Source organism: Yoonia sp. 72, from assembly GCF_034652275.1.
Taxonomy (GTDB): domain Bacteria; phylum Pseudomonadota; class Alphaproteobacteria; order Rhodobacterales; family Rhodobacteraceae; genus Yoonia.
Genome location: NZ_JAXIWG010000001.1, coordinates 60,389 through 85,276, shown reverse-complemented (window position 1 = coordinate 85,276; position 24,888 = coordinate 60,389). Strand labels below are relative to the sequence as shown.

The 24,888-nt window shown below is 62.9% G+C and carries 20 protein-coding genes; 7 read left to right on the top strand and 13 right to left on the bottom strand.

Annotated features, from left to right (window positions below):
- Positions 1–78: 78 nt before the first annotated feature.
- Complete coding sequence (locus VCK47_RS00430; RefSeq protein WP_322892112.1) at positions 79–789, top strand: hypothetical protein; 711 nt, start codon at positions 79–81, stop codon at positions 787–789.
- Here VCK47_RS00430 and der read toward each other — a convergent pair.
- The 3 genes from der to VCK47_RS00415 are packed head-to-tail and all read right to left on the bottom strand — an operon-like array spanning position 779 to position 4,229.
- A complete protein-coding gene (gene der / locus VCK47_RS00425; RefSeq protein ID WP_322892111.1) occupies positions 779–2,221 on the bottom strand; it encodes a ribosome biogenesis GTPase Der in 1,443 nt (480 codons plus the stop codon). The two genes, VCK47_RS00430 and der, sit on opposite strands and share 11 nt — an antisense overlap.
- A 48-nt stretch (positions 2,222–2,269) precedes the next feature.
- Positions 2,270–3,553, bottom strand: coding sequence for a PQQ-binding-like beta-propeller repeat protein (locus tag VCK47_RS00420; protein WP_322892110.1), 1,284 nt, complete (start codon positions 3,551–3,553; stop codon positions 2,270–2,272).
- A 16-nt stretch (positions 3,554–3,569) separates the two neighbouring features.
- Positions 3,570–4,229 (bottom strand): tetratricopeptide repeat protein, encoded by a 660-nt coding sequence (locus VCK47_RS00415; protein ID WP_322892109.1) that lies wholly within the window; start codon positions 4,227–4,229, stop codon positions 3,570–3,572.
- Between the two features lie 250 nt (positions 4,230–4,479).
- Here VCK47_RS00415 and VCK47_RS00410 point away from each other — a divergent pair, with 250 nt between their 5' ends.
- On the top strand, positions 4,480–5,709 hold the full coding sequence (locus tag VCK47_RS00410; RefSeq protein WP_322892108.1) for an efflux RND transporter periplasmic adaptor subunit: 1,230 nt from the start codon (positions 4,480–4,482) through the stop codon (positions 5,707–5,709).
- Positions 5,706–9,389, top strand: a complete 3,684-nt coding sequence (locus VCK47_RS00405; RefSeq protein ID WP_322892107.1) for an efflux RND transporter permease subunit — start codon at positions 5,706–5,708, stop codon at positions 9,387–9,389. The genes VCK47_RS00410 and VCK47_RS00405 overlap by 4 nt, the downstream gene beginning before the upstream one ends.
- A gap of 519 nt (positions 9,390–9,908) precedes the next feature.
- Here the strand turns inward: VCK47_RS00405 and VCK47_RS00400 are convergent.
- Positions 9,909–11,729, bottom strand: coding sequence for an ABC transporter ATP-binding protein/permease (locus tag VCK47_RS00400; RefSeq protein ID WP_322892106.1), 1,821 nt, complete (start codon positions 11,727–11,729; stop codon positions 9,909–9,911).
- Positions 11,730–11,792: 63 nt separating this feature from the next.
- Positions 11,793–12,902, bottom strand: coding sequence for a LysM peptidoglycan-binding domain-containing protein (locus VCK47_RS00395; RefSeq protein ID WP_322892105.1), 1,110 nt, complete (start codon positions 12,900–12,902; stop codon positions 11,793–11,795).
- 100 nt (positions 12,903–13,002) lie between these two features.
- On the opposite strand from VCK47_RS00395, the gene VCK47_RS00390 reads away from it, so the two are divergent.
- Positions 13,003–13,557 carry a TIGR00730 family Rossman fold protein gene (locus VCK47_RS00390; RefSeq protein ID WP_322892104.1) on the top strand — a complete coding sequence of 185 codons (555 nt, stop codon included), beginning with the start codon at positions 13,003–13,005 and terminating at the stop codon, positions 13,555–13,557.
- On the opposite strand, the gene VCK47_RS00385 is transcribed toward VCK47_RS00390, so the two are convergent.
- The 7 genes from VCK47_RS00385 to VCK47_RS00355 form a co-directional block, all read right to left on the bottom strand.
- Positions 13,552–14,520, bottom strand: a complete 969-nt coding sequence (locus VCK47_RS00385; RefSeq protein WP_322892103.1) for a threonine ammonia-lyase — start codon at positions 14,518–14,520, stop codon at positions 13,552–13,554. The two genes, VCK47_RS00390 and VCK47_RS00385, sit on opposite strands and share 6 nt — an antisense overlap.
- A 74-nt stretch (positions 14,521–14,594) precedes the next feature.
- Entirely contained in the window at positions 14,595–15,194 is a 600-nt protein-coding gene (locus VCK47_RS00380) for a superoxide dismutase (RefSeq protein WP_019956826.1), read from the bottom strand.
- A gap of 145 nt (positions 15,195–15,339) precedes the next feature.
- A complete protein-coding gene (locus VCK47_RS00375) occupies positions 15,340–15,903 on the bottom strand; it encodes a sarcosine oxidase subunit gamma (RefSeq protein WP_322892102.1) in 564 nt (187 codons plus the stop codon).
- Complete coding sequence (locus VCK47_RS00370; protein ID WP_322892101.1) at positions 15,896–18,904, bottom strand: sarcosine oxidase subunit alpha family protein; 3,009 nt, start codon at positions 18,902–18,904, stop codon at positions 15,896–15,898. The genes VCK47_RS00375 and VCK47_RS00370 overlap by 8 nt, the downstream gene beginning before the upstream one ends.
- Positions 18,901–19,230: a sarcosine oxidase subunit delta gene (locus tag VCK47_RS00365; protein WP_322892100.1), complete on the bottom strand. Its 330-nt coding sequence runs from the start codon at positions 19,228–19,230 to the stop codon at positions 18,901–18,903. The genes VCK47_RS00370 and VCK47_RS00365 overlap by 4 nt, the downstream gene beginning before the upstream one ends.
- 78 nt (positions 19,231–19,308) lie before the next feature.
- Positions 19,309–19,620 (bottom strand): hypothetical protein, encoded by a 312-nt coding sequence (locus tag VCK47_RS00360; RefSeq protein WP_322892099.1) that lies wholly within the window; start codon positions 19,618–19,620, stop codon positions 19,309–19,311.
- 127 nt (positions 19,621–19,747) lie between these two features.
- The gene (locus VCK47_RS00355; protein ID WP_322892098.1) at positions 19,748–20,992 is read right to left on the bottom strand and encodes a sarcosine oxidase subunit beta family protein; all 1,245 of its coding nucleotides are present in this window, start codon (positions 20,990–20,992) and stop codon (positions 19,748–19,750) included.
- A 189-nt stretch (positions 20,993–21,181) separates the two neighbouring features.
- Here VCK47_RS00355 and ccmI point away from each other — a divergent pair, with 189 nt between their 5' ends.
- Genes ccmI through VCK47_RS00340 form a run of 3 tightly spaced genes read left to right on the top strand, consistent with a single transcriptional unit; the run spans position 21,182 to position 23,090 of the window.
- The gene (gene ccmI, locus VCK47_RS00350) at positions 21,182–22,378 is read left to right on the top strand and encodes a c-type cytochrome biogenesis protein CcmI (protein WP_322892097.1); all 1,197 of its coding nucleotides are present in this window, start codon (positions 21,182–21,184) and stop codon (positions 22,376–22,378) included.
- Complete coding sequence (gene ruvX, locus VCK47_RS00345; protein WP_322892096.1) at positions 22,375–22,851, top strand: Holliday junction resolvase RuvX; 477 nt, start codon at positions 22,375–22,377, stop codon at positions 22,849–22,851. The genes ccmI and ruvX overlap by 4 nt, the downstream gene beginning before the upstream one ends.
- On the top strand, positions 22,848–23,090 hold the full coding sequence (locus tag VCK47_RS00340; RefSeq protein WP_322892095.1) for a DUF1289 domain-containing protein: 243 nt from the start codon (positions 22,848–22,850) through the stop codon (positions 23,088–23,090). Before ruvX ends, VCK47_RS00340 begins: the two co-directional genes overlap by 4 nt.
- A gap of 698 nt (positions 23,091–23,788) precedes the next feature.
- Here VCK47_RS00340 and VCK47_RS00335 read toward each other — a convergent pair.
- Positions 23,789–24,859 (bottom strand): ABC transporter ATP-binding protein, encoded by a 1,071-nt coding sequence (locus VCK47_RS00335; protein WP_322892094.1) that lies wholly within the window; start codon positions 24,857–24,859, stop codon positions 23,789–23,791.
- Positions 24,860–24,888: the final 29 nt, after the last annotated feature.

Below are 24,888 nucleotides of genomic sequence, written 5' to 3'. Positions count from 1 at the left end.
GCGGGAAATCGCAACGCGGCAAGCCCCTGCGCCCCGCAAGGCGCTGTCCATTCCACCCCGACCTGCTAGACTGGCACCATGAAACACATCCGCGCTTATCTGACCCTCCTGTTCACCGTGACCTTCGTCGCGTCGCCTTTGTTCACCAGCCCGTTCAGCGGGTTCAGCGAGGATCAGCTCCCGATCCCGCAGATTGACCCGCCGATCCAGCCTGCGGGCTATGCCTTTGCGATCTGGGGGCTGATCTATGGCTGGCTGGTCGTCTCGGCGCTCTACGGTCTGTGGAAACGCCCCGGAGCCACGGCATGGAACCGCGTCCGACTGCCATTGCTGATCAGCCTTGCGCTTGGCACGCCGTGGCTGGCAGTCGCCAACGCCAGCGCGATCTGGGCGACGGTGCTGATTTTCGCAATGGCCATTCCCGCAATCGCCGCCGTGCTGGTGGCCCCCAAGGCCGACCGTTACTGGCTGCGTGCGCCGGTGTCGATCTATGCAGGCTGGTTGACGGCGGCGGCATTTGTGTCGCTGGGCAGCACGATGGCGGGCTATGGCGTGCTGATGGGTGCGCTGGGCTGGGCCTATGTCGGCATCATCGCGGCCCTTGCCGTTGCGGCCTTCACCCAGTTGCGCAGCGGCGCGCCGGGCTATGGCCTGACGTTGATCTGGGCCTTGTTCGCGATCATCATCGCCAACGGCACCGACCAGTTGGGCGTCAGCCTGTTGGCAGGTGCGGGCATCGCGGTGATGACGATCCTGACCATCACCACCACGGGCCGCCCTATTTCTTGAGGTGTTTTGACAGGCGCGACGGCTGCGAGGATTTCTTGTCCTTGTAGGGGTTCTTGTCGCCCTGATCGCGCAGGTAAAGCCGGATCGGTGTACCCGGCATGTCAAAATCGGCCCGCAACCCGTTGACGAGATAGCGTTTATAGCTTTCGGGCATCAGGTCTGGATGCGATGTCATCACAACAAAGGCAGGCGGGCGCGTCTTGACCTGCGTGGCATAGCGCATCTTGATCCGCTTGCCGCCGGGTGCGGGCGGCGGGTGCTGTTCCAGCATCCCCGTCAGCCAACGGTTCAATTGCGCGGTCGTTACACGCCGGTTCCAGACGTCATGCGCGCGCATGATGGCCTGTTGCAGTTTATCGAGGCCCTTGCCCGTCTTGGCCGAGACAGTGACCAATGGCGCGCCGCGCAGCTGCGGCAGCAGGCGTTCGAAACTCTCGCGCAATTCGCGCAGCTTGTCCTGCTTGTCGTCCTCGGTGTCCCATTTATTGACGGCGATGACGACAGCGCGGCCTTCGCGCTCGGCCAGATCGGCGATGCGCAGGTCCTGCTGTTCGAACGGGATTTCGACGTCGAGCAGCACCACCACGACCTCGGCGAATTTCACGGCGCGCAGCCCGTCCGAGACGGATAGTTTTTCAAGCTTCTCGTGGATCTTTGCCTTGCGGCGCATCCCCGCGGTATCGAATATCCGCATGGGCACGCCGTCCCAGACCTGCTTGACGGAAATGGCATCGCGGGTGATCCCCGCCTCGGGTCCGGTCAGCAGGCGTTCTTCGCCGATGATCTTGTTGATCAGCGTGGATTTGCCCGCATTGGGGCGGCCCACAACAGCGATCTGCAAGGGCTTGGCGATTGTGGGCACGCGCGGCGCATCTTCGTCATCCTCGCCCACGTCCACATCGGTCTCGGGCGCATCAAGGGCAGCGCGTTCCTCGAAAGCTTCGGCGATGGGGCGCAGCACGTCCATCAGCTCGCCCATACCTTCGCCATGCTCGGCGGAAATGCGGATCGGCTCGCCCAGACCCAGCGCGTAAGCCTCGAGGATGGTGGCGTCAGCCGCGCGGCCTTCGCCCTTGTTGGCAGCAAGAATGACATTCGCGTTCTTCTTGCGCAGGATATCGGCAAAGACCTGATCGGCGGGCAGAACCCCCGCCCGCGCATCGATCATGAACAGGCAGACATCGGCCATTTCCACCGCGCGTTCGGTCAGGCGGCGCATCCGGCCTTGCAGGCTGTCGTCGGTCGCCTCTTCCAGACCGGCGCTGTCGATCACGGTAAACCGCAGGTCGGCCAGCCGCCCTTCGCCTTCGCGCAAATCACGGGTCACACCGGGCTGGTCATCGACCAGCGCCAGTTTCTTGCCGACAAGTCGGTTGAACAAGGTGGATTTGCCCACATTGGGACGGCCCACGATGGCAAGGGTAAATGTCATGTCTTCGGCTCCTGACGCGCTAGATGCGTCCGCTACACCATTCAGGGCCTAACGGAAAGCGTGCAGTTGCCCTGTTTTGCTGATGACGTAAAGGGTCTGGCCCGCCACGACCGGCGCAGAAGCCGCCCCACCGGGCAAGTCCACCGTGCCGATCAGCGCGCCAGAGGCCGGATCGAACTGCCGGATCAACCCGTCAGAGGAGGCCACGATCAACCGCCCACCGGCCAGAACGGGGCCGAAATGCGCGATCACACTACGCTGGCGGCGGGTATTCTCGCCTTCGAAATCGGGCAGTTCCACGCGCCAGACGGGCGCGCCTGTCGCTGCGTCCAGCCGGACCAGTTCACTGATGTCGTTGACCATGAACAGCGACCCGCCAGCCAGCCAGAGCGTACCGACAGCACCTTCGCCTGCGGTCCAGATGCGGCTGCCGTCACGGACATCAAAGGCGACGCTGCGTCCGCCGAAACTTGCCGCATAGACGCGGCCTGCGTCGATCACCGGCGCGCCGGCAATATCGCTGACAAGGCTTGATGGCCGGCCCAGACGGTCGCCCGAGACGACATTGCTCCAGCGGGTCAAGCCGCCTTGCGGGAAAGTCGCCAGCAGTTCACCCGACGGGAACGGGATCACCACCGTTTCACCGCTGACGGCCACCGGCGCGCTGCCTGAAAAGGCAGTCAGCGACGGTGTGCCGATCTGCTGCCAGCGCGTGAGGCCGGTTGCGGCATCCAGCGCCCAGGCGGTGCTGTCGCGCGCCACCACATAGACCAGATCGCCACTGAAGGTCGCGGGCGCATTGACGGGGGCGTTCAGGTTCTTGTCCCAGATCACCTCGCCCGTGGCGGCGTTCAGCGCCGTGATCTCGCCAAAGCCGGTGGTCACATAGACCCGACCGCCGCCGAACGACACCGCGCCACCCGAGGCCGCACCGGGGTTGAACCGTTCGGGTGTCAGGTTGCGCGACCAGATCGGCGCGCCGGAGGTCGAGGTCGCCGATACCGTAGCGCGGGCATCGACAGTATAGACCACGCCGCCTGCGACCACAGGTTCGCTGGTAATGCGCGCGCGGCGGCTGTCGCCTTCACCTATATTTGCGACAAAGGCAGGCTGCAAGGCCGCGCCAAGGGCCGGATGCGCGGGGCGCGCCGTGCGGTGGGTCCAGTCGGCATTGGCCTGCGCCTGCGGCAAAGCGATGGGCAGGCTCTGATTGACGCTCACCGCCTCGGCGCGGATGTCGAACCGTTCGCCCGGCAGGATGATCTGCTCGTCTCCACAGGCCGCCAGAACCGACAGGACAAGGGCGGCACCGATGAAGGGTCTCAAGGTCATGGTCGGTCCAATCCGGTTACTGCGTTTGTTCGGCGTCGGTCGCATCTTCACCCAAGGCGATCAGCAGGGTCTGCACCCTTTCCGACAAGCCACGGGTCACGGCGGCATCTTCGGCAATCCGGCGCAGGATCGCAACCGCGCCGGGCTGATCACCGGATTCCAGCGTCAGATAGGCCATCTGTTCCAGCGCTAGCAGCCGGAACGGCTGGCCAGGCTGGGCCAGCGCCTCGAGCGCGGCAAGACGTGCCTCGGGGGCGCCCACGGGCAGCATCGCCGATTTGATCGCCGCCAGATCGCGGTAGATCGCGGGCGCTGTGCTATCGGTGGCCACGGCACCCAGCGTGGCAGCGGCGGCGTCGATGTCGCCTGCCTCTTCCTGTGTCGACGCCGTCAGCAAAGCAGTGATCACGGCAGCATTGCCGGTCGCATCAACCCCCGCCATCGCCGCGGCACGCGCGCTTTCGTCATTCTCGGCCAAAGCGGCCAGCAAAGCATCGCCCGCGGCCTCTGCCGCCGCGCGGTCCTGGGCCTGACGGTATTCGTTCCAGGCAGTGCCACCGACGATCCCCAGCACGATCACAACCGCGATCCAGCCATAGCGGCGCAAGTAGCCGAACAGCTTTTCGCGGCGCATTTCCTCGGTGACTTCGTCGATAAAGCTGTCTGGATTGCTCACCCCGGACCCCCGTTTCGCGCCGCAAGCGGCATGTTCATTGCGGGGTTCATATCGTGAAGGCTGGCCAGTGGACAAGAGCAGAGCGCAGATTGCCGCGGCAGGCCGCCAAAATCCTGCTTGCCCAAAGGTCAACCGCGGCCTAATCTGAACTGAATGGTTTAGTTTAAAACATGATCCAGCCACGTTTTTGGTGCGTATCTTAAACAAATCGTGATGCGATAACCGCGATTGCGTGAACAAAGGCCCGGAAATGCGATTGATTCCCCTGCTTGCGGCTTTGGTCGTCTCTGTTTCTCTCTACGCGATCGTGTTCGAACGTGATCGGCTGTTGGCCTTTGCGGGGGTCACGCCCGATGCGCCCGCGACTGTCGCAGACACCGTGACGGATGGTCCGGCCCCTGCCTTGCAAGGTGTCGGCGTCGTCGCAATCCGGTCAGAGGCGCAGTCCATCGACAGTGCTGTGCTGTTGCGCGGCCAGACCGCTGCCGCGCGCGAAGTCACCGTCGCGGCGGAAACATCGGGCCTCGTGATTTCCGAACCCTTGCCCAAAGGCAGCTTTGTGAACGCAGGCGATACGCTGTGCACGCTGGACCCAGGCACGCGGGCTGCGACACTGGCCGAAGCCCGCGCGCGCCTGTCCGAGGCGCAAGGCCGCGTGCCAGAGGCCGAGGCCGGCGTGATCGAAGCCGAAGCGCGGGTGCGCGAGGCGGAAATCAACCTCAATGCCGCGCGCGCCCTGTCGCAGGACGGGTTCGCATCCGAAACCCGCGTCGTCAGCGCACAGGCCGCGATGGAATCGGCCAGTGCAGGGGTCCAGCGCGCGCGCACGGCGGTGTCATCGGCGCTAGCGGGCATCGAATCGGCGCAGGCCGCCGTTGCCAGCGCCGAACGTGAAATCTCGCGCCTTGTCATCACCGCCCCGTTTGAAGGGTTGCTGGAAACCGATACCGCCGAAATCGGGTCGTTGATGCAGCCCGGCGCGCCCTGCGCCACGATCATCCAGCTTGACCCGATCCGTCTGGTCGGTTTCGTCCCCGAGGCAGACGTGGGCCGTGTCACCGTCGGGGCCCTGGCGGGCGGGCGTTTGTCCGGCTGGCAAGAGGTGGCGGGCGAAGTCACCTTTTTGTCGCGCAGCGCCGATCCGGTGACACGCACCTTCCGCGTCGAAGTCACCGTGCCAAACCCTGATCTGGCCATCAGCGACGGATTGACCGCCGAAATCATCGTCGCATCCGACGGACAATCCGCACATCTGATCGCGCAATCCGCGCTGACGCTGAACGATGAAGGTGTGCTGGGTGTGCGCACGGTCGCCCCCGACATGACGGCGCAGTTCATGCCCGTCACCCTGCTGCGCGATACCGCGCAAGGGGTCTGGGTCGCGGGACTTCCCGACACGGTTGACATCATCACTGTGGGGCAGGAATTCGTGGTCGATGGCGTGCCGATCGTGCCGACCTATCAGGAGGCCCGCCCATGACCGGAATCGTCGATTGGGCGGCCTCGCGCGCCCGCATGGTGCTGGCCTTCATCGCGCTGTCGTTGATCGCGGGGGGGGCGGCCTATGTCAGCCTGCCCAAAGAAGGCGAACCTGACATCGAAATCCCCGCGATTTTCGTCTCTGTCCCCTTCCCCGGCATTTCCGCCGCCGACAGCGAAACGCTGCTGGTCCGGCCGATGGAAACCGAACTGTCCGATCTGGACGGTCTGAAAACCATGACCGCCACCGCCGCCGAAGGGTTCGCAGGCATGGCGCTGGAATTCGAATTCGGCTGGGACAAAACCAAGATCATCGCCGATATCCGTTCTGCCATGAACAACGCGCAGGCCAGTTTTCCGTCAGGTGCCGACCAGTATTCCATCACCGAGATCAACTTTTCCGAATTCCCCATCATCATCGTCAACCTGACCGGTGATGTGCCTGAACGCACGCTGCTGCGCGTCGCCAAAAGCCTGCAGGACCGCATCGAAGGCATCGATGCCGTGCTGGAGGCCGGACTTGCAGGCCAGCGCGACGAAATGCTCGAAGTGCTGATCGATCCGCTGCGGCTCGAGACCTACAACGTCACGGCAAGCGAGTTGATCGGCGTTGTCACCAACAACAACCTGCTGATCGCGGCAGGCGAGGTGGACACACCGCAAGGCACATTTGCGGTCAAGATCCCGTCGTCCTTCAGCAGCCCGCAGGATGTCTACAACTTGCCCGTCAAGACCAATGGCGACAGTGTCGTCACCCTTGGTGATCTGGCCACGATCCGCCTGACGTTCGAGGATCGCGTCGGCACTGCGCGCTTCAACGGGGTCAATACCGTGGCTCTGCAGGTGGTCAAACGCAAAGGGTTCAACCTGATCGACACCGCCGCCCTTGTGCGCGATGCGGTCGAGGCCGAACGCGCCACTTGGTCACCCGAATTGCAGGCGGCGATCAATGTCGGCACGTCAAACGACCAGTCGCGTAATGTGGCCAGCATGGTCAGCCAGCTGGAAGGGTCGGTCCTGACCGCCATCGCGCTGGTGATGATCGTGGTGCTTGCGGCGCTTGGTACACGATCCGCCCTGCTCGTCGGTTTCGCGATCCCGACATCGTTTCTCTTATGCTTTGCGCTGCTTGCCATCATGGACATCACGATTTCCAATATCGTGATGTTCGGCCTGATCCTTGCCGTAGGGATGCTGGTCGATGGGGCCATCGTCGTTGTCGAATATGCCGACAAGCGCATTCAAGAAGGCACCGGCCCGATGACGGCCTATACCGAAGCCGCCAAACGCATGTTCTGGCCGATCATTTCCTCTACCGCGACGACGCTTTGTGCGTTCCTGCCGATGCTGTTCTGGCCGGGCGTGCCGGGGCAGTTCATGGGGATGCTGCCTGTGACGCTGATCTTCGTGCTCTGCGCCTCGCTGGTCGTGGCGCTGATCTACCTGCCCGTCATGGGCGGCGTGACTGGCCGGATGAGCCGCGCTTTCGGCAAGTCATCGGACGCGCTCCGCGCGCGCCTGCCGTGGGTCGTCTGCGCGGCGCTGGTCGTGCCTGCGATCATGGTGGTCTTTACCGGCGCGATGCTGGTGCTGAACCCGAACTACCTCTCCGGCAATGCCGTGCAGACCACGGGGTTTGTCGCCTCCCTGCCCGGCATCATCCTGTTTCTGGGCGGGGCTGTCCTTTTGTCGATCACGCTGGGTGCAGCACGGATCGAACGGCGCGCCAAGCGGGTCAGGGCGGGCTATCAGCGCACGCTTTTCGGCCGGTTCATGCATTTCATCGTGGGCAATCCGGTCATGCCGCTGGTGACCATCGGCGCGGTGATCTTTACCGTGATTTCGATCTTCGGTTACTACGGGGCCAACAATAACGGGGTCGAATTCTTCGTGGAATCCGAACCCGAACAGGCCATCGTCTATGTGCGCGCGCGCGGCAACCTGTCCTTGCAGGAAAAGGACGCGCTGGTCCGGCAGGCCGAGCAGATCGTTCTTGCACATCCCGGTGTGATCACCGCCTTTTCCTTTGCCGGTGACGGCGGGCTGAACACGGACGCAAGCGGCGCCAGCACCCCGCGCGACACGATCGGGCAGGTCCAGCTTGAAACGATCCCGTGGGAGGATCGCGCCGGTATCGCCGAACTCGACGGCGATCTGGTGCTGGCGCAGTTGCAGGAACAGCTGAACACAATACCCGGTATCCAGACAGAGATTCTCGCTCAGGCGCGCGGCCCTGCTTCGGGCAAGCCCGTGCATCTGCGGCTGAAAGGCGACAACCGGGATGATCTGGTCGCCGCGACCCATATTGCACGCGCGCAGTTCGAGCAGACCCCCGGCCTTATCACGATCGAGGATTCGCTCCCCCTACCCGGCATCGACTGGCAGATCGACGTCGATGTCGCGACCGCTGGCCGTTTCGGTGCCGATGTGGCCAGCGTCGGTGCGATGGTGCAACTGGTGACGCGCGGCATCCTGCTTGACACGATGCGCGTGGATTCATCCGACGAAGAAATCGAAATCCGCGTCCGCCTGCCCGAAGAGGACCGCGTGCTGTCCACGCTCGATACCCTGCGGGTGCGCACGAACGACGGGCTGGTGCCGTTGTCCAACTTCATCACCCGCACGCCGGTACAGAAACTGGCGCAAATCGACCGGATCAACCAGCAACGCTTTTTCGACGTCAAGGCGGGTGTGACCAGCGGGCTGACCAGTCTTGTTGCGAATGGTACACCTGTGGCCGTGGCGCGGATCACTGATCGCGGTGTGACAGGTCCGGCCCGCTATACAGACCTGAGCCTGCTGGACGGGACAACCACTGCCGCCTTTGAACAACTGGTGGCGGACGGTGCGATCACGGAAACCCCGCTCAACCCCAATGAACGGATCGCGCTGCTGACCAACTGGCTGGCCGACAACCCCCTGCCTGCTGGCGTGTCATGGGAATGGACCGGCGATCAGGAAGAACAGGCCGAATCCGGTGCGTTCCTGATGACCGCCTTTGCCGGTGCGCTGGGGCTGATGTTCATCATCCTGCTCGCGCAGTTCAACAGCATCTACAATTCGGTGCTGGTGCTGCTGGCCGTAGTCATGTCCACCGCAGGGTCGCTGGTGGGGATGCTGGTCATGGGGCAGCCGTTCTCGATCATCATGACCGGCACGGGGATCGTCGCATTGGCGGGGATCGTGGTGAACAACAACATCATCCTGATCGACACCTATCAGGAATACAGCAAATACATGCCCAAGACCGAGGCGATCACCCGCACCGCCGAAGACCGCATCCGCCCCGTCCTGCTGACCACGATCACGACGATGGCGGGGCTTGCGCCGATGATGTTCGGCCTGTCGCTCGATTTCATGAACGGCGGTTATTCCATCGACAGCCCGACAGCACTTTGGTGGAAGCAACTGGCGACTGCCGTGGTCTTTGGCCTCGGCATCGCGACGATGCTGACGCTGGTGTTCACGCCGTCGATGCTGGCGGCACGGGTCTGGTTCGTGACCTATGTGCAATGGGCCGCGCAGTTGCTTGCGAAACTGTCGATGGGCCGCAGCAGCCGTGCGGCCCGCGACTGGGCCCTGTCACGGCAGGCGGCCCGCATCAAGGCACCGGAGTTCATCTGGGTCGAGGATGAGCTGGCACCTGTCGCGGTGAGGCCGCCGTTGCAGGCGGCGGAGTGAGGGCACGAAAAGTTTTTCATGTATTCATGGCGCTACGTTATTCGGGTTAGTGCGTAAGCGGGTTGATATAGCGCTCAAAACCCACGATAATCGCGTGAATAAGTCGCAAGAACGTGAGACATTATGAAAAAGCGAGTCCTTGGCGCGGCAGTTCTCGCAGTTCTTGGATACGTCTATTACGACTATTCGAGCAGCCCTTTCGTAAATGCGCCAGCTACTCACGGTGACGACTTTCTTCTTGCATTTCGTGGAGAGGGTGCCTTGCGCGGCGTAGTCCGCGGGATTGGTGCCAGAGATGAAACGCGTCGCTACATATCTTATCAAGCTAGCGGAGTACCGGAATGGTACAAAGAAACTTGGTCAGTTTGCACCGCGCCCGACAATAATGAGATATCGGAGTTCGAGCGAAATGTGGACATGGGACCAGGTGGCCGGTTGGACGCGGTTTGTGAGATCGACGCAGATGGTGATATATTTATAAGAGGCTGGATAGTTTCAGTTCCAAAGCTGTAGCCCCCCTCAAACCACCTCTTCCTCTACCTGCCTGTTCCACAGATGCGCGTAGCGTCCGTCCTGTGCCAGCAGCGCGTCGTGGCGGCCTTGTTCGACGATCACGCCGTTTTCCAGCACGACGATCAGGTCGGCATCCGCAATCGTGGACAGCCGGTGCGCGATGGTAATGACAGTGCGGCCTTGGCCCATGGCCTTCAGCTCGGCCTGGATTTCCATCTCGGTCTCGGTATCAAGGGCACTCGTCGCCTCGTCCAGCAGCAGGATCGGCGGGTTCTTCAGCAAGGTCCGCGCGATGCCCACACGCTGCTTTTCGCCGCCTGACAGTTTCAACCCACGCTCGCCCACGGTCGTCTGATACCCGTCAGGCAGGCTGGTGATGAAATCATGGATCTTGGCGGCTTTGGCGGCGGCGATGATGTCGTCCTCACCCGCGTCGGGGCGGCCATAGGCGATGTTGTAATGCACCGTGTCGTTGAACAGCACCGTGTCCTGCGGCACCACGCCGATCTGCGCGTGCAGGCTGTCCTGCGTCACGTCACGCACATCCTGCCCGTCGATCAGCAGCGCGCCGCCCGTCACGTCATAGAACCGGAACAACAGCCGCCCGATGGTCGATTTGCCCGACCCCGACGAGCCGACAATGGCGACCGTCTGGCCGGGGGCGGCCTCCAGATTGATCCCCTTTAATATCCCCCGCGCGGCGTCATAGCCGAAGGTCACATCGCGCAAGGTCACGCGCCCGCCGGTGACGACCAGCGGCTTGGCGTCCGGCGCGTCATTCACCTCGGCCGGTTGGCCCAGCAGGTCGAACATGTCGCCCATGTCGATCAGGGCCTGACGGATTTCGCGATAGACGGTGCCCAGAAAGTTCAGCGGCATGGTAATCTGGATCATGTAGGCGTTGACCATGACGAAATCGCCCACGGTCAGATCTCCCCGCTCCACACCAATGGCCGCCATAACCATCACAATCACCAGCCCGCCGGTGATCAGCACCGACTGTCCGAAATTCAGGAACGCCAGCGAATAGTTGGTGCGGATCGCCGCCCCTTCGTATTGCGCCATGGCACGGTCGTAACGGTCGGCCTCCCACTTTTCGGCGCCGAAATACTTGACCGTCTCGAAGTTCAGCAAGGAATCGATGGCCTTCTGGTTCGCATCCGTGTCCTGATCGTTCATGATCTTGCGGATTTTCACGCGCCATTCGGTGACGGTGAAGGTGAACCAGACATAAAGTGCGATGGTCCCCACAACGACGGCAAGATACCAGACGTCGAAAAGGAAAAACAGCACGATGGAAATCATCGCGAGTTCCAGCACCAAAGGCCCCATGGAAAACAGCAGGAACCGCAGCAGGAAATCCACGCCCTTGACGCCGCGCTCGATCACGCGGGACAGCCCGCCCGTCTTGCGCGTAATGTGATAGCGCAGCGACAGGCGGTGGATATGGGTGAAGGTTTCCAGCGCCAGTTGCCGCAGCGCGCGCTGGCCCACGCGGGTGAAGATCACGTCGCGCAACTGCTGGAAACCGACGTTCATCAGCCGCGCAAAGCCGTAGGCCAGCGTCAGCCCCACCGCCCCCAGCCCCAGTACGGTGGCCGCCGTCGCGCCATCGGGGGCCAGCGCATCGACCGCCTGCTTGTACAGGATCGGCGTGCCCACCGCGATCACCTTGGCCAGCAGCAGGACCAGCATCGCCGCCACGACGCGGCGTTTGACCCACCCCTGCCCTTGGGGCCACAGATAGGGCATCACACGCTTGATGACGGACCAGCCCTGCACGCGGGCATTGCCAAGATTGGCGTCGGAATGGGTGGTCGGGCGCATGGTGTTCTCCGCAATATCAGCCGTTACTAGGCCGATGCCCGCCCGTTGACCAGAGGCAGGGATTTATTGCGACATCTCGGGGATGCGGAAAATCTGGCCCGGATAGATCAGGTCAGGGTCGCGGATCAGGTCGCTGTTGGCCTCGAACACCTGCACGTAAAGAATGCCGCTTCCCAATGTTTCCTCGGCAATGGCCCAAAGCGTTGATCCGGGCTGCACGGTGCGCACCGCCACCTCGAACCCGTCGCGCGCGGTGTCTTCGGCCATGACGGCAGCGACGCTGGCAGGTTCCTCGCGTTTGAACGGTGTTTCCAGCCGCGAGACGACTGCGCCCGCGCTGTCCACCTCGTCGATCCGCAAGGTATAGACGCCTGTGTCCACATCCGGCAGGTCGATACGCCAGTCGCCGCCCGGCGTCACCGGTGAGGTCGTGACGGGCCGGTTGTCCAGATAGACCTGCACTTCGCCAGCGCCGATGGCGCGACCCGCCAGCTGGACCTCGCCCGCGGGGTCATAGGTGATCGCGTCCAGTGCGACATTGGGGGCAGGCAAGGTCACGCTTCCTTGGGCGACGCGGACACCTTCGGCGTCGCTTTCCAGCACAAGTGGCGCAGCGGGTGGGGCGGAGGCGACAGGCGGCGGTGCTTCGGCCAGTTCCGCACCGGGCGCAACCACAGCCGCCACAGGCGGGGCAACAGGTGCGACCATGAAGCTTGTCAGCGAGGCGAGCGCCGCGCCGTCGGGGTCGGCCAGCAGGGACAAGCGGCGCGGCTGTTCGTCGGGATCAACAAGGGACAGGATCACGAAACTGCCCGTTTCATCCGCCGTGACCTGCGCAATGGCTTCGCCAGCAAGGATCAGATCGACGACCTGCCCCGGTGCGGCACGTCCCGCCACGATAACCGACCCGTCCGGATCAAGCCGGAACGTATCGAAACGCGGCGCGATAGGGTCCGCCACCTCGGGCGCGGGTGCAGATGCGGAAGCCGGTTCCGGCGCTGCCGCAACAGGGGCAGGTGTTTGCGGCACAGCTGGCGCAACAGCGACCTCGACTTCGGGCACGGTTGGCGAGGGGATGAAATACACCAGCACCACCCCCAGCACGACAGCCGCCAAAGCGCCCAGCACCCAAGCGCCCACCTGCGAAGTGTTCCGTTCGTCCACGCGTGTCATCCCGTTCCGGTCTTTGTGGCGAAAAGCCGCCCAAAGCGTTGAGCAAGTCTAGCAACCCCGCTAGAAGCGGTCAAAGCCAAGCTGCATCAAAGGGGTAGCGATGTCCGATTTTCCAAGATCAGTGTGTGTTTATTGCGGCTCTCGCGACGGGACCAACCCCGCCCATGCACAAGCCGCGACGCAGACGGGGCAGATGCTGGCGCGCAACAACTGGCGGCTGGTCTATGGTGCAGGCGATGTGGGCCTGATGGGTCGGACAGCCAAGGCCGTGCAACAGGCAGGCGGGCGCACTTTCGGCGTGATCCCCACCCATCTGATGGCGCTGGAGGTCGGCAAACGCGATCTGGACAGTTTCGTCGTGACCGAGACGATGCATGAACGCAAGAAAGTCATGTTCATGAACGCCGATGCCGTGGTGGTCCTGCCGGGTGGCGCGGGCAGCCTTGACGAATTCTTCGAGGTACTGACGTGGCGCCAGTTGGGCCTGCACCAAAAGCCGATCATCCTGCTGAACGTCGCGGGCTTCTGGGACCCGCTTCTGGCGCTGATGCGGCATGTCGTAGCCCAAGGGTTCGCGGGCGATGACATCCTGTCGTTTGTGACCAGCGCGCCGGATGTGGCCACGCTGGAAAAAGCCTTGCAAGACGCGCTATAGCGCCGCCATCAGCGTGGCATAACGGTCAAGCGAGATATTCGATCCACAGGCGATGATCCCCACGCGCCGCCCCGCCAGATCATCGCGCAGCGGCCCTATGATCGCGGCCAGCGACGCGGCACAGGCCGGTTCCGCCGTGATCCGCAGGGTGGACTGGTAAATCGCCATCGCGCGCAGCATCTCGGCATCCGCGATCCGCACGATCCGGTCAACATAGGCCTGCGTCACCCCGAATGTGTAAGGCAGCGCCATCGGTGCGCCCAGACTGTCGGCAACCGTCGCCACCTTGTCCAACGTCACAGACGCCCCCTCTTCCAACGAACGGAACATGCTGTCGGCTCCATATGGCTCGACGCCGATCACCTGCGCATCGGGGCGCAACTGTTTGATCGCACAGGCCATGCCTGAAATCAGCCCGCCGCCGCCAACCGGCACGACGAATGTGTCCAGATCAGGGGCCTGTGTCACATATTCCAGCCCGCAGGTGGCGGACCCCAGCACCATATGCGCGGCCTCGAACGGATGCATCAGCGCGCGGCCCTGTGCCGCTGCCGCATTCATCGCCGCAAAAGCCGCCGCCATATCGTCGTGCAAGGACACCTGCGCCCCCAAAGCCTCGCAGCCCTTGATCCGCGCGGGATCGGTGGCGCGCGGCATGCAGATCAGCGCATCCACCCCCGCCGCCTGCGCCGCCCAAGCCACCGCCAGTGCGTGATTGCCGCCACTGGCCGCCACGACCCCTGCCGCGCGCTGGTCTGCATCCAGCCCAGCGATCCCCAGATAGGCCCCACGCGCCTTGAACGATCCGGCCTGCTGGAACAGCTCCAGTTTCAGCGTCACGCCTGCGCACTCGGGCAAAACCCCGTCCCAGCGCGCCGATGCCAGCGGCAGGACAGGTGTTTCAATCACCACATCGCGCAAGGTTTGCGCCGCCGCCTTGATCGCCGCCAGTTCCGGACCCATCGCATACCCCCAAAAGAAAAGACCCGCAGGACATCTCCCACGGGCCTTTGGCATTGTCCATCGATAGCGGGAGGTTACATCCGGCTGGCGACGTTTTCCCAGTTGACCAGATTGTCGAGGAAGTTGGTCAGGTAGGCAGGGCGCTTGTTGCGGAAATCGATGTAATAGGAATGTTCCCACACGTCGCAGCCCAACAGTGCTGTCTGGCCAAAGCACAACGGGTTCACGCCGTTTTCGGTCTTGGTGATCGCCAGCGACCCGTCGGCCTTTTTCACCAGCCACGCCCAGCCGGACCCGAACTGGCCTGCACCAGCGGCGCTGAACTGCGATTTGAATTCATCGACCGAGCCAAAGCTCTCGACCAGCGCCTTTTCCACTTCCGACGGCATCTTGCTGTCAGCAGGCGTCATCATTTCCCAGAACTGGTTGTGGTTCCACAGCTGGCTGATGTTGTTGAAAATCCCGTTCTGGGCGACGGCGGTCTTGTCATAGGTGCCGACAATGATCTCTTCCAGCGATTTGCCGGCCCATTCGGTGCCTTCAATCGCCTTGTTGCCATTGGTCACATAGGCGTTGTGGTGGATATCGTGGTGGAATTCCAGCGTTTCGGCGGACATCCCCTTTGCGGCCAGCGCATCATGGGCATAGGGCAGATCGGGAAGGGTGAATGACATGGTCAGTCCTCTGTGTTGTTCAGCATTGCGTTGCCCTTTAGGTGGCCTCCACCTGCACAAAGGTCAAGGGCGCACACCCTTTTCCCCCATCTTCCGAGCCCAAATATCCCCGCCGGAGGCCCGCGCAGCGCGCGGGATCTGGCGGTCAGAACATGCCCACAGGGCCTGCCTTGGCCGAGGCCACCAGCAGGTCATGGACATAATCCGCAACGGACCGGAAACAGATGACCGCAAATGTATCCGCCTCCACCATCCAGAAGGCGGCAGCAACCTGCCCCAGATGGCTGCGGCGGAAATCGCCTGCGCCAAAGCTTTCGGGGTGCAGATCGGCAGGGGTCAGCTTGGCCATGACCTCGCGCGCGAAAGCGCCTTCCACATGGATCAGCGCGCGCGCGTCCGAGACGTTTTCGGCCAGATAATGCTGCCCCGCCAGCGCCGCATCAATCTGCGCAACCGCATCCGTCACCTGCGCATAAGGCACCATGACCAGCACTTCATCGGGCGACATCCATGCGATGCCCGCCTCTCTATCAACGGTAATTTTACCTTTATCAGGAAACGCTTGCCCCGTGATCTTCTTGCAAACTGCGCGTAGTGCGGCATCCGACAGATCACCACGCAGGGTGATCATGCCGCGCAGGCCACCCTCGCGGATCGTGACTTCGCCGAGTGTTGTGCGGCCTTGCAAGGCGCTGATGGCGTCAGACATTCTGCTTTGCCCCTTCCTTGTCATAAAACACCGGATCAACGATGCGGGCGAGGATCGTCTTGCCCTCTTCAACCGTGTTGAAGGTGATCACCTCGCCCAACCGGTCCGGCCCGCGATGCACCAGCCCCATCGCGATCCCGCGCCCGAGCGTCGGCGAATGATAGGTCGAGGTCACGCGCCCTTGCGTGTTGCGCTGGCCGTTGGCGTTGGTGCCGTCGGCAATCGCATAGGCCCCGTCGGGCAGGACCGATCCGTCCAGGGTTTCCAGACCCACCAGCCGCCAGCGGTCGGGGTTGTCCATGAAACTGCGGGCATGGGCGCGCTTGCCCAGATAGTCGTCTTTCTTCTTGGACAAGGCCCAGTGCAGGTTCAGATCCTGCGGAATGACCGTGCCGTCGGTTTCATCGCCGATCATGATGAAGCCCTTTTCGGCGCGCATGATATGCAGCGCCTCGGTCCCGTAAGGCATGACCCCGAACTCTTCACCCGCCGCGATCAGCGTATCCCAGAAGGCACGACCCTGCCCCGCAGGCACGGCGATTTCATAGGACAGCTCGCCTGAGAAACTGATCCGGAACACTCGCGCATCGAATCCGCCGATCTGGCCCGCCTGCCACTGCATGAAGGGCAGCGCGGACAGATCCATCCCGCCGAGTTTGTCCAAAAGCAGCTTGGCCTTCGGCCCGACCACGGCGACCTGCGCCCATTGCTCGGTGACATTGGCGACATAGACTTTCCAGTCCCACCATTCGCATTGCAGCCAATCCTCCATCCAGGCGTGGATCCGGTCCGCACCGCCGGTGGTGGTGTGGCACAGCCAGGTATCCTCGGACAGGCGCGCGACGACACCGTCATCCATCAGGAACCCGTTTTCCGAACACATCAGCCCATAACGGCATTTGCCGACACCCAGATTGGACATCATATTGGTGTATAGCATGTCCAGAAACTTACCCGCATCCGGCCCTTTGACGATTAGCTTGCCAAGGGTCGAGGCATCAAGCAGCCCGATATTGGTGCGGGCATTGGTGACTTCGCGGTTCACGGCGTCATGCACGCTCTCTCCGCTGCGGACATAGGCAAAGGGCCTGCGCCACTGGCCGACGGGTTCGTTATCCGCGCCATTCGTGTTGTGCCAGTCCGACATCGGAGTCTTGCGCAAGGGCTGGAACACGTCGTCGCGTGCCGCACCCGCAATCGCCGCCATCGAGATCGGCGTATAAGGCGGGCGGAACGTGGTGGTCCCGACATGCGGGATAGCCGTATTCAGTGCATTCGAAAGCACCGCCAGCCCGTTGATATTGCTCAGCTTCCCCTGATCCGTTGCCATGCCCAGCGTGGTGTAGCGTTTGGCATGTTCGACGGACTCGAACCCTTCCTGTGCGGCCAGTTGCACATCGGTGACCTTCACATCGTTCTGGAAATCAAGCCACGCCTTGGACCGCAACGCATAGCTGGCCCCTTGCGGCATCATCCAGACGGGAGCCAGCGGCCCTTGGTCAGCATCGGTCGCGGCGGGTGCGACGGTGATGCGCTTTTTATGCCCCGCGTCATGCGCAGCGGCCTTGCCTGCCGCGATCCCGTCAGCCAGCACATCCGCACTGCGCAGATGACCATTTGCCACCCCTGCCGCGATCACGAAGCCCTGCCCGTCAGCGCCCGTCGGCGGGCGCGTCGAGTCAGGGCGGAACATCGCTTGCGCATCGTCCCAGACCAGCTTGCCGCCGCAATGCGACCACAGATGCACGACCGGCGACCAGCCGCCCGACATCGCCACGCAATCGCAGGCGATTTCCTCGAGCACGGCGCCTTCGCCCGCCTGCGCACATAGGGCGATGCCCGTCACACGCTTGCCGCCTTTCACCTTGGCGATGCCCTTGCCATCGGCCACACGGATGCCCAAAGCGCGGGCTTGGTCGATCAGCGGCCCTTCGGGCGCCGTGCGCGCATCGACGATCACCGGCACCTCCAGCCCCGCCTCCTTCAAGGCGATGGCGGTGCGATAGGCGTCGTCGTTGTTGGTGACAACCACGGTGCGATCCCCGATGGAGACGCCGAAATTCACCGCATAATCGCGCACCGCACCCGCCAACAGCACGCCCGGCAGATCGTTGCCCGCGAAGGACAAAGGCCGCTCGATCGCGCCTGTTGCGGTGACAATCCGCGCCGCGCGGATGCGCCACAGACGGTGGCGCGGGCCGTCCTGTTCAGGCGCGTGATCGGTCAGCCGTTCATAGGCCAGCGTATAGCCGTGGTCGTAAACGCCTGCCCCCATACACCGCGCACGGACCGTGACATTCGGCATCTCTTCAAGCGCTTGCAGCGTGGACTTCACCCAATTCGCTGCATCCATCCCGTCGATCTGCGCCCCGTCCACGACAGCGCGTCCACCCCAGTCGGCAGTCTGTTCGATCAGCAGCACCCGCGCGCCGGCCTGTCCCGCCGCCAGCGCCGCGGCCAGCCCTGCGATACCGCCCCCCACGACCAGCACATCGACGTGGCAGTTGAAATGCTCGTAGGTATCCTCGTCGCGATCCTTGGGCGCGCGGCCAAGACCGGCAGATTGCCGGATGAACGGCTCGTAGACATGTTTCCAGAACGGGCGCGGGAACATGAACATCTTGTAGTAAAAGCCCGCAGGCAGGAACCGCGACAGATGCGTGTTGATCGCACCCACGTCGAATTCCAAACTTGGCCAATGGTTCTGGCTCGTCGCCGTCAGCCCGTCGAACAGTTCGGTCGTGGTGATGCGCTGGTTGGGCTCGAACGCCGCCCCCTCGCCCAGATTGACCAGACCGTTGGGCTCTTCTGCCCCTGCCGCCACAACACCACGCGGGCGGTGGTATTTGAACGACCGCCCCACCAGCATCTGGTCATTGGCCAACAGCGCGGAGGCCAGCGTATCCCCCGCAAAGCCGCGCAGGCGCTTGCCGTTGAAGGTAAAACTGACGGGCTTGGTGCGGTCGATCAGGCGACCCTTGCCGCTCAGACGCGTGCTCATGCGAAATCTCCCCATGTCCAGCCGGGGCGTTTGGCGGAAATCTTGGCGCGCAGATCGGGCGGCGGTTCTGTTGTTTGCGCCGGATAGGTGCCGAACACCTCGAGCGTCGCAGTGCAGCGCGCAGCCAAAAACCATTTGCCGCAGCCATAGGCATGCCGCCAGCGTTCGAAATGCACACCCTTGGGGTTTTCGCGCATGAACATGTAATCCTCGAACTGGTCGTCGGATGATCCGGGGCCAAAGCGTTTCAGATGCGCCTGCCCGCCTGCATGCAGATCGGTTTCATCGGCCTGAACGCCGCAATAGGGGCATTGAAGGGTCAGCATGGGGCAACCTCTGGTCTGCACGGCAAAAAGGCGGGCGCATCGCTGCGCCCGCCTGAAGCGGTAAAAATGGAAACGGGGTTATTGGTTCGGGTCTGCCGGAACCGGCTGCGGATCGGTGATCGCAGGGTCAAGAACCGGCTCTGACGGTGCGGCAGGGTCAACTGTGTTGTCCATGCCGGTGCCGGTGCCCATGCCTGTGCCAGTCCCCGTGCCGGTGACAGGATCAACGACAGTGCCGCTGTCCATCGCAGGATCAAGGCCGGTGTTGGTGGCAGGATCGGTCGTGCTGCCGCCCGAAAAGAGCGCCAGAAGAATGACCAGCACGAGAATGCCAAGCGCGACGGCCATCCACATGCGCGAGCCGGAACGTCCGTTTGGAGGGGTAGCCATGATGAGAACTCCTTTGTCTCCGATGTCATCAGACCGGAAAACGCAGGAACAGCAGGATTGGTTGCATCAGGGGCGCAGGGTCGGCGGTTTGCCGCTACCTTGCGCGTGTTTGCCGTGAAACCGCCCATCAATGCGCCACCCCCGCCGCGACGCTTTCGTCGATGAACTTGCCTTCGCGGAAACGGAACATGCTGAATTCCTCGGTCAGCGGCGACGCACCATTGGCCATCAGCTCGGCCATGGCCCAGCCCGATCCCGGGATCGCCTTGAACCCGCCGGTGCCCCAGCCGCAGTTGACGAACACGCCATCGACAGGCGTTTTCGACAGGATGGGCGAACGGTCGCCCGTCACATCCACGATCCCGCCCCATTGGCGCAACATCTTCAGCCGCGCGACCATCGGGAAGGTTTCGATCAGGGCGCGGACGGTTTCCTCGATATGGTGGAAACTGCCCCGCTGGGTGTAGTTGTTATAGCCGTCAGTGCCGCCGCCGATCACCATTTCGCCCTTGTCGGATTGCGACATATAGCCATGCACGGTGTTGGCCATGACGACCACGTCCATGCAAGGCTTGATCGGTTCGGACACCAGCGCCTGCAACGCCACCGATTCAATCGGCAAGCGGAACCCCGCCATCTGCGCCAGCACGCCAGAATGGCCCGCCACGACCAGCCCCAGCTTGTCGCAATCAATCGCCCCCTTGGTGGTATCGACGCCGACAACGCGGCCGCCGTCGCGGCGGATCGCTGTGACCTCGCATTGCTGGATCACATGCATGCCCATATCCGAACAGGCCCGCGCATAGCCCCAAGCCACCGCATCATGCCGCGCCGTGCCGCCGCGCGCCTGCCACAAGCCGCCCAGCACCGGATAGCGCGGCCCGTCAAGGTTGATGATGGGACAGAGTTCCTTGACCTTCTCGGGGCCGATCCATTCGGTTTTCACGCCTTGCAGCGCATTGGCATGCGCCGTGCGCTTGTAGCCGCGGATTTCGTGCTGCGTTTGCGCCAGCATGATGACGCCGCGCGGGCTGAACATGACGTTATAGTTCAGGTCCTGCGACATGGTTTCATACAAGCTGCGCGATTTCTCGTAGATCGCGGCCGAGGGGTCCTGCAGGTAATTCGAGCGGATGATCGTTGTGTTGCGGCCTGTGTTGCCGCCGCCGAGCCAGCCTTTTTCAAGGATCGCGACATTGGTGATCCCGAAATTCTTGCCCAGATAATAGGCCGTGGCCAGCCCGTGCCCGCCTGCGCCGACGATGATCACGTCGTATTTCGCGCGCGGCGCAGGATTGGCCCAGGCGCGGGTCCAGCCGGTATGTTGGCGGAACGCTTCTTTCGCGATGGCAAAGGCGGAATATCGTTTCATCGGCGCGCGATTCCCTGTCTGATATCTGCCCCTGTCTGGACCTTTCGCGCCTGCGAAAGGATACTGCCAGCGGCGTCTGGACCGCGATTTACGACATGCCCGCGCGACAGTGAACGGCCACGGCGTCGCAGGCCCTTTTCACTATGGGCCGTGGCGGTTATGTCGGGGCCAGCAACCGCGTGAGGGCATATGATATTCTGGATTTTGGTCGTCGTGATGACATTGGCCGTGGCGGGCCTGATGGCGGTGCCGTTGCTGCGCACCCCCGATGTGCAGGACGACAACCCCGATGTCGCGATCTACCGCGCGCAACTGGCCGAGATCGACCGCGATCTGGAACGGGGCCTGCTTGACCCCGCAGAGGCCGAACGCTCGCGCACCGAGATCGCCCGCCGCCTGCTGGCCGCCAACCAGATGGACAGGGGCACGCTGCGCAGCGACAAGCGGCAAGGCGTGGTGGCGGCGGCGGTGCTCGTCGTGATCGCGGCAGTGACCTTTGTGACCTACCGCCAGCTTGGCGCGCCCGGCTATGGCGATGTGCCGCTGCAAGCGCGTCTGGCGGCGTCCGAGGAAATGCGCGCCAACCGTCCCGCGCAGGCGTTTCTGGAACAGGTCGCCCCACCGCCCCCGCCTGTCGAGGTCCCAGAGGATTACCGCGCAGCCATCGACCGGCTGCGTGAAATCGCCCCCACCCGCCCCGATGATCTGGAAGCCTGGTCGCGGCTCGCGTTTCACGAAGTCGAATTGCGCAATTATTCGGGGGCCGCCGTGGCACAGGAACGCGTGATCGCGATCATGGGCGATGATGTGCGCGCCGCCGATCTGACACGTCTGCTGGATTTGCGCGTTGTGGCAGCGGGCGGGCTGGTCTCGCCCGAGGCCGAACAGGTGATCCGCGATATACTGGCGCTGGAAGAAAACAACATCGCCGCGCGCTATTACCTCGGGCTGCTTTATGACCAGACCGACCGGCCCGATCTGGCCTATCGCCTCTGGCGGGACATCGCCGAAAACGGTGATCCGCAGACCTTCCACGTCGCCTCTGCCCGCCAGATGATCGAGGATGCGGCCTTCCGCGCCGGTGTCGATTACACCCTGCCTGCCGTGCGCGGCCCGTCCGCCGAGGATATCGCCGCGGCACAGGACATGTCGCCTGAGGACCGGCAGGCGATGATCGGCAGCATGGTCGAAGGGCTGGCCGACAGGCTGGCCAATGACGGCGGCACGGCGGCGGACTGGGCGCGGCTGATCGCGGCCTACGGCGTGCTGGGCGATACCGACAACGCCCGCGCGATCTGGGTCGAGGCGGCGGATGTGTTCGGTGCCAATGCCGATGCGATGGCGATTCTAACGCAAGCTGCGCGCGACGCGGGCGTGATCGAATGATCGTTGACGCGCCCGAGGATTTCGCCGCGGCCCTGCCCCCGCATGGCGCGATTGCGGGGCTCGACCTTGGCACCGTGACCATCGGGGTGGCGGTGTCGGACCTGATGCGCAGCGTGGCGACCCCGCTCGAGACGATCAAGCGCAAGAAATTTACGCTCGACGCCGCGCGCCTGTTCGAGATCACAACCCACCGCATGATCGCGGGGCTGGTGCTGGGCCTGCCGCGCAACATGGACGGGTCCGAAGGCCCGCGCTGTCAGGCGACCCGCGCCTTTGCCCGCAATCTTGAAAAACTGACGCCCCTGCCGATCACCTTCTGGGACGAGCGGCTGTCCACCGTCGCCGCCGAACGCGCCATGCTGGAGGCGGATATGTCCCGAAAGCGTCGCGCAGAGCGGATCGACAACGTCGCGGCAAGCTATATTCTGCAAGGCATGCTGGACCGGCTGCGACATCTGGAGGCGCGCGCGTGACCATCCCCGAACCGACCGACCACATCTGGAAACGGGCCGAAATCGACAGCCCCTGCATCAAGATCTGCGTGATCCAGCCCGAAACGCGGCTGTGCACGGGCTGCCTGCGCACGATAGACGAGATCAGCGCATGGTCGCGGATGACCCCCGAAGCACGCACGCAGGTGATGGCAGAGCTGCCCGCGCGCAAAGGGCTGGTTGCCAAGCGGCGCGGTGGGCGTGCGGGGCGGGTGACGTGACGGGGCTGGGCTTTAACTGCCCACGGCAACTTTGCGGGACATTCGAAACATTCGCAACGCACATCACAACGACTGGAAATGGTCCTAACCTTAAAGTCGACCACTGATGTATGGTTTAAAGCTCGCGAAGCAGTCGGTTTTGTAAGTTAGTCGTCATTGTTCCAACTTCCGCCCCAAACATTGTCTACCGGTAACTGCTCAAATTCCGTTGGACCAGCCCAAGTTTTACATTGGTAAAACGTATCAGTGAGGAAAAGTGTTCCACCTGTGCTGGTCTCCCGCACAACTTCTCGACTTGACTGGACGCAAATCGGCTTTCCTTCAGCATCCAGTTCTACGCCGCGTTCGTTGTATCTTATGTTCGAGCTCTCGTTCGGCGGCAAGACAGTTATGTTCTGTGTGTTGTTGTTTCCGAGTTGGTTATTTCCGCCTTGGATGTCGTTCAAATTGATAGCTTGCGCCGTGCTACTGCTGCCGAACGTCCACAAAGCTGCTACGATACCGCAAACGGATGCTGCGACAGATAGCATAGTCGCCTTGTTTGATCGGAGCACTTCATACCGCAATATTTTTAGCCCTTAGCTATCAACGTAGACGCAAGTATAAAAGAAATTTGTTTATCCGACAAGCCGACCTTAATGCGTGCTACAGCATCCATCATTTTGGGCTCAAAGCAACCAATTAGGCTCGTGCAACCCCTACCCCCGCGGAAACACAAAACACCGATCCCGCCGGATCATGATCCAAAGCGGCGTGCCGGGTTTGGGCAGGAACACCGAAGGCACTGCTGCGCGCAGGATGGACCCGTCGAAATCCATGCGGAATTCCACCAGTGACGATGCCCCGATGAACCGCGCGCGCTGCACCACGCCGCGGGCGGGGGTGCCGTCTTGCGGCGTCGGGTTGGGGCCGCGACCGGCGCGGTCGAAGTCGATCTTCAGATGCTGGGGGCGGATCACGATATCGACCTCGGTCCCGTCCGGCACGCCGGGGGCAAGGAACTGGCCAAAGGGCGTATCGGTCAAAGCACCCTGCACCTTGCCACGGATCACGTTGATATCGCTGAAGAAACCCGCCGCCTGCAAATCCTTGGGCGCGTTGTAGATGTTATAGGGCGACCCGCGCTGCACGATCCGGCCATCGCGCATCAGCGCGATCTCGTCAGCCATGCGCAAAGCCTCGTTCGGTTCATGCGTGACCAGCAGCACGGCGGTGCCTTCGCTTTTCAGAATCTCCAGCGTCTCGTCGCGGATATCGTCGCGCAGGCGGTCATCAAGGCCGGAAAACGGCTCGTCCATCAACATGATACGCGGCTTGGGCGCAAGCGCACGCGCCAGCGCCACACGCTGCTGTTCGCCGCCGGACAACTGGTGCGGGTAGTCATGCAGATAGCGCAGCATGCCCACCTTTTGCAGCAAAGCCTCGACCCGTCCCTGATCCTGCCGCCCGCGCAGACCGAAACCCACGTTCTGCGCCACGGTCAGATGCGGAAACAGCGCAAAATCCTGAAACATCAACCCGATGGACCGCCCTTCGGGGGGCACGCGGTTGACCGTGTCGCAGATCAGCTGGCCATCCACATGGATCGTGCCGCTGTCCTGCATATCGACGCCCGCGATGATCCGCAAAGTCGTGGATTTACCGCAGCCGGACGGCCCCAGCAGGCAGGTCACCTGCCCCGGCATCACCGTCAGGCTGACGTCATCGACGACGCGCCGTCCGGCAAAGGTCTTGACCAGATGGTCCACGGCAAGGCGGGGCACGGTCATGCAAAAAATCCCTGATTAAAACAATTAGG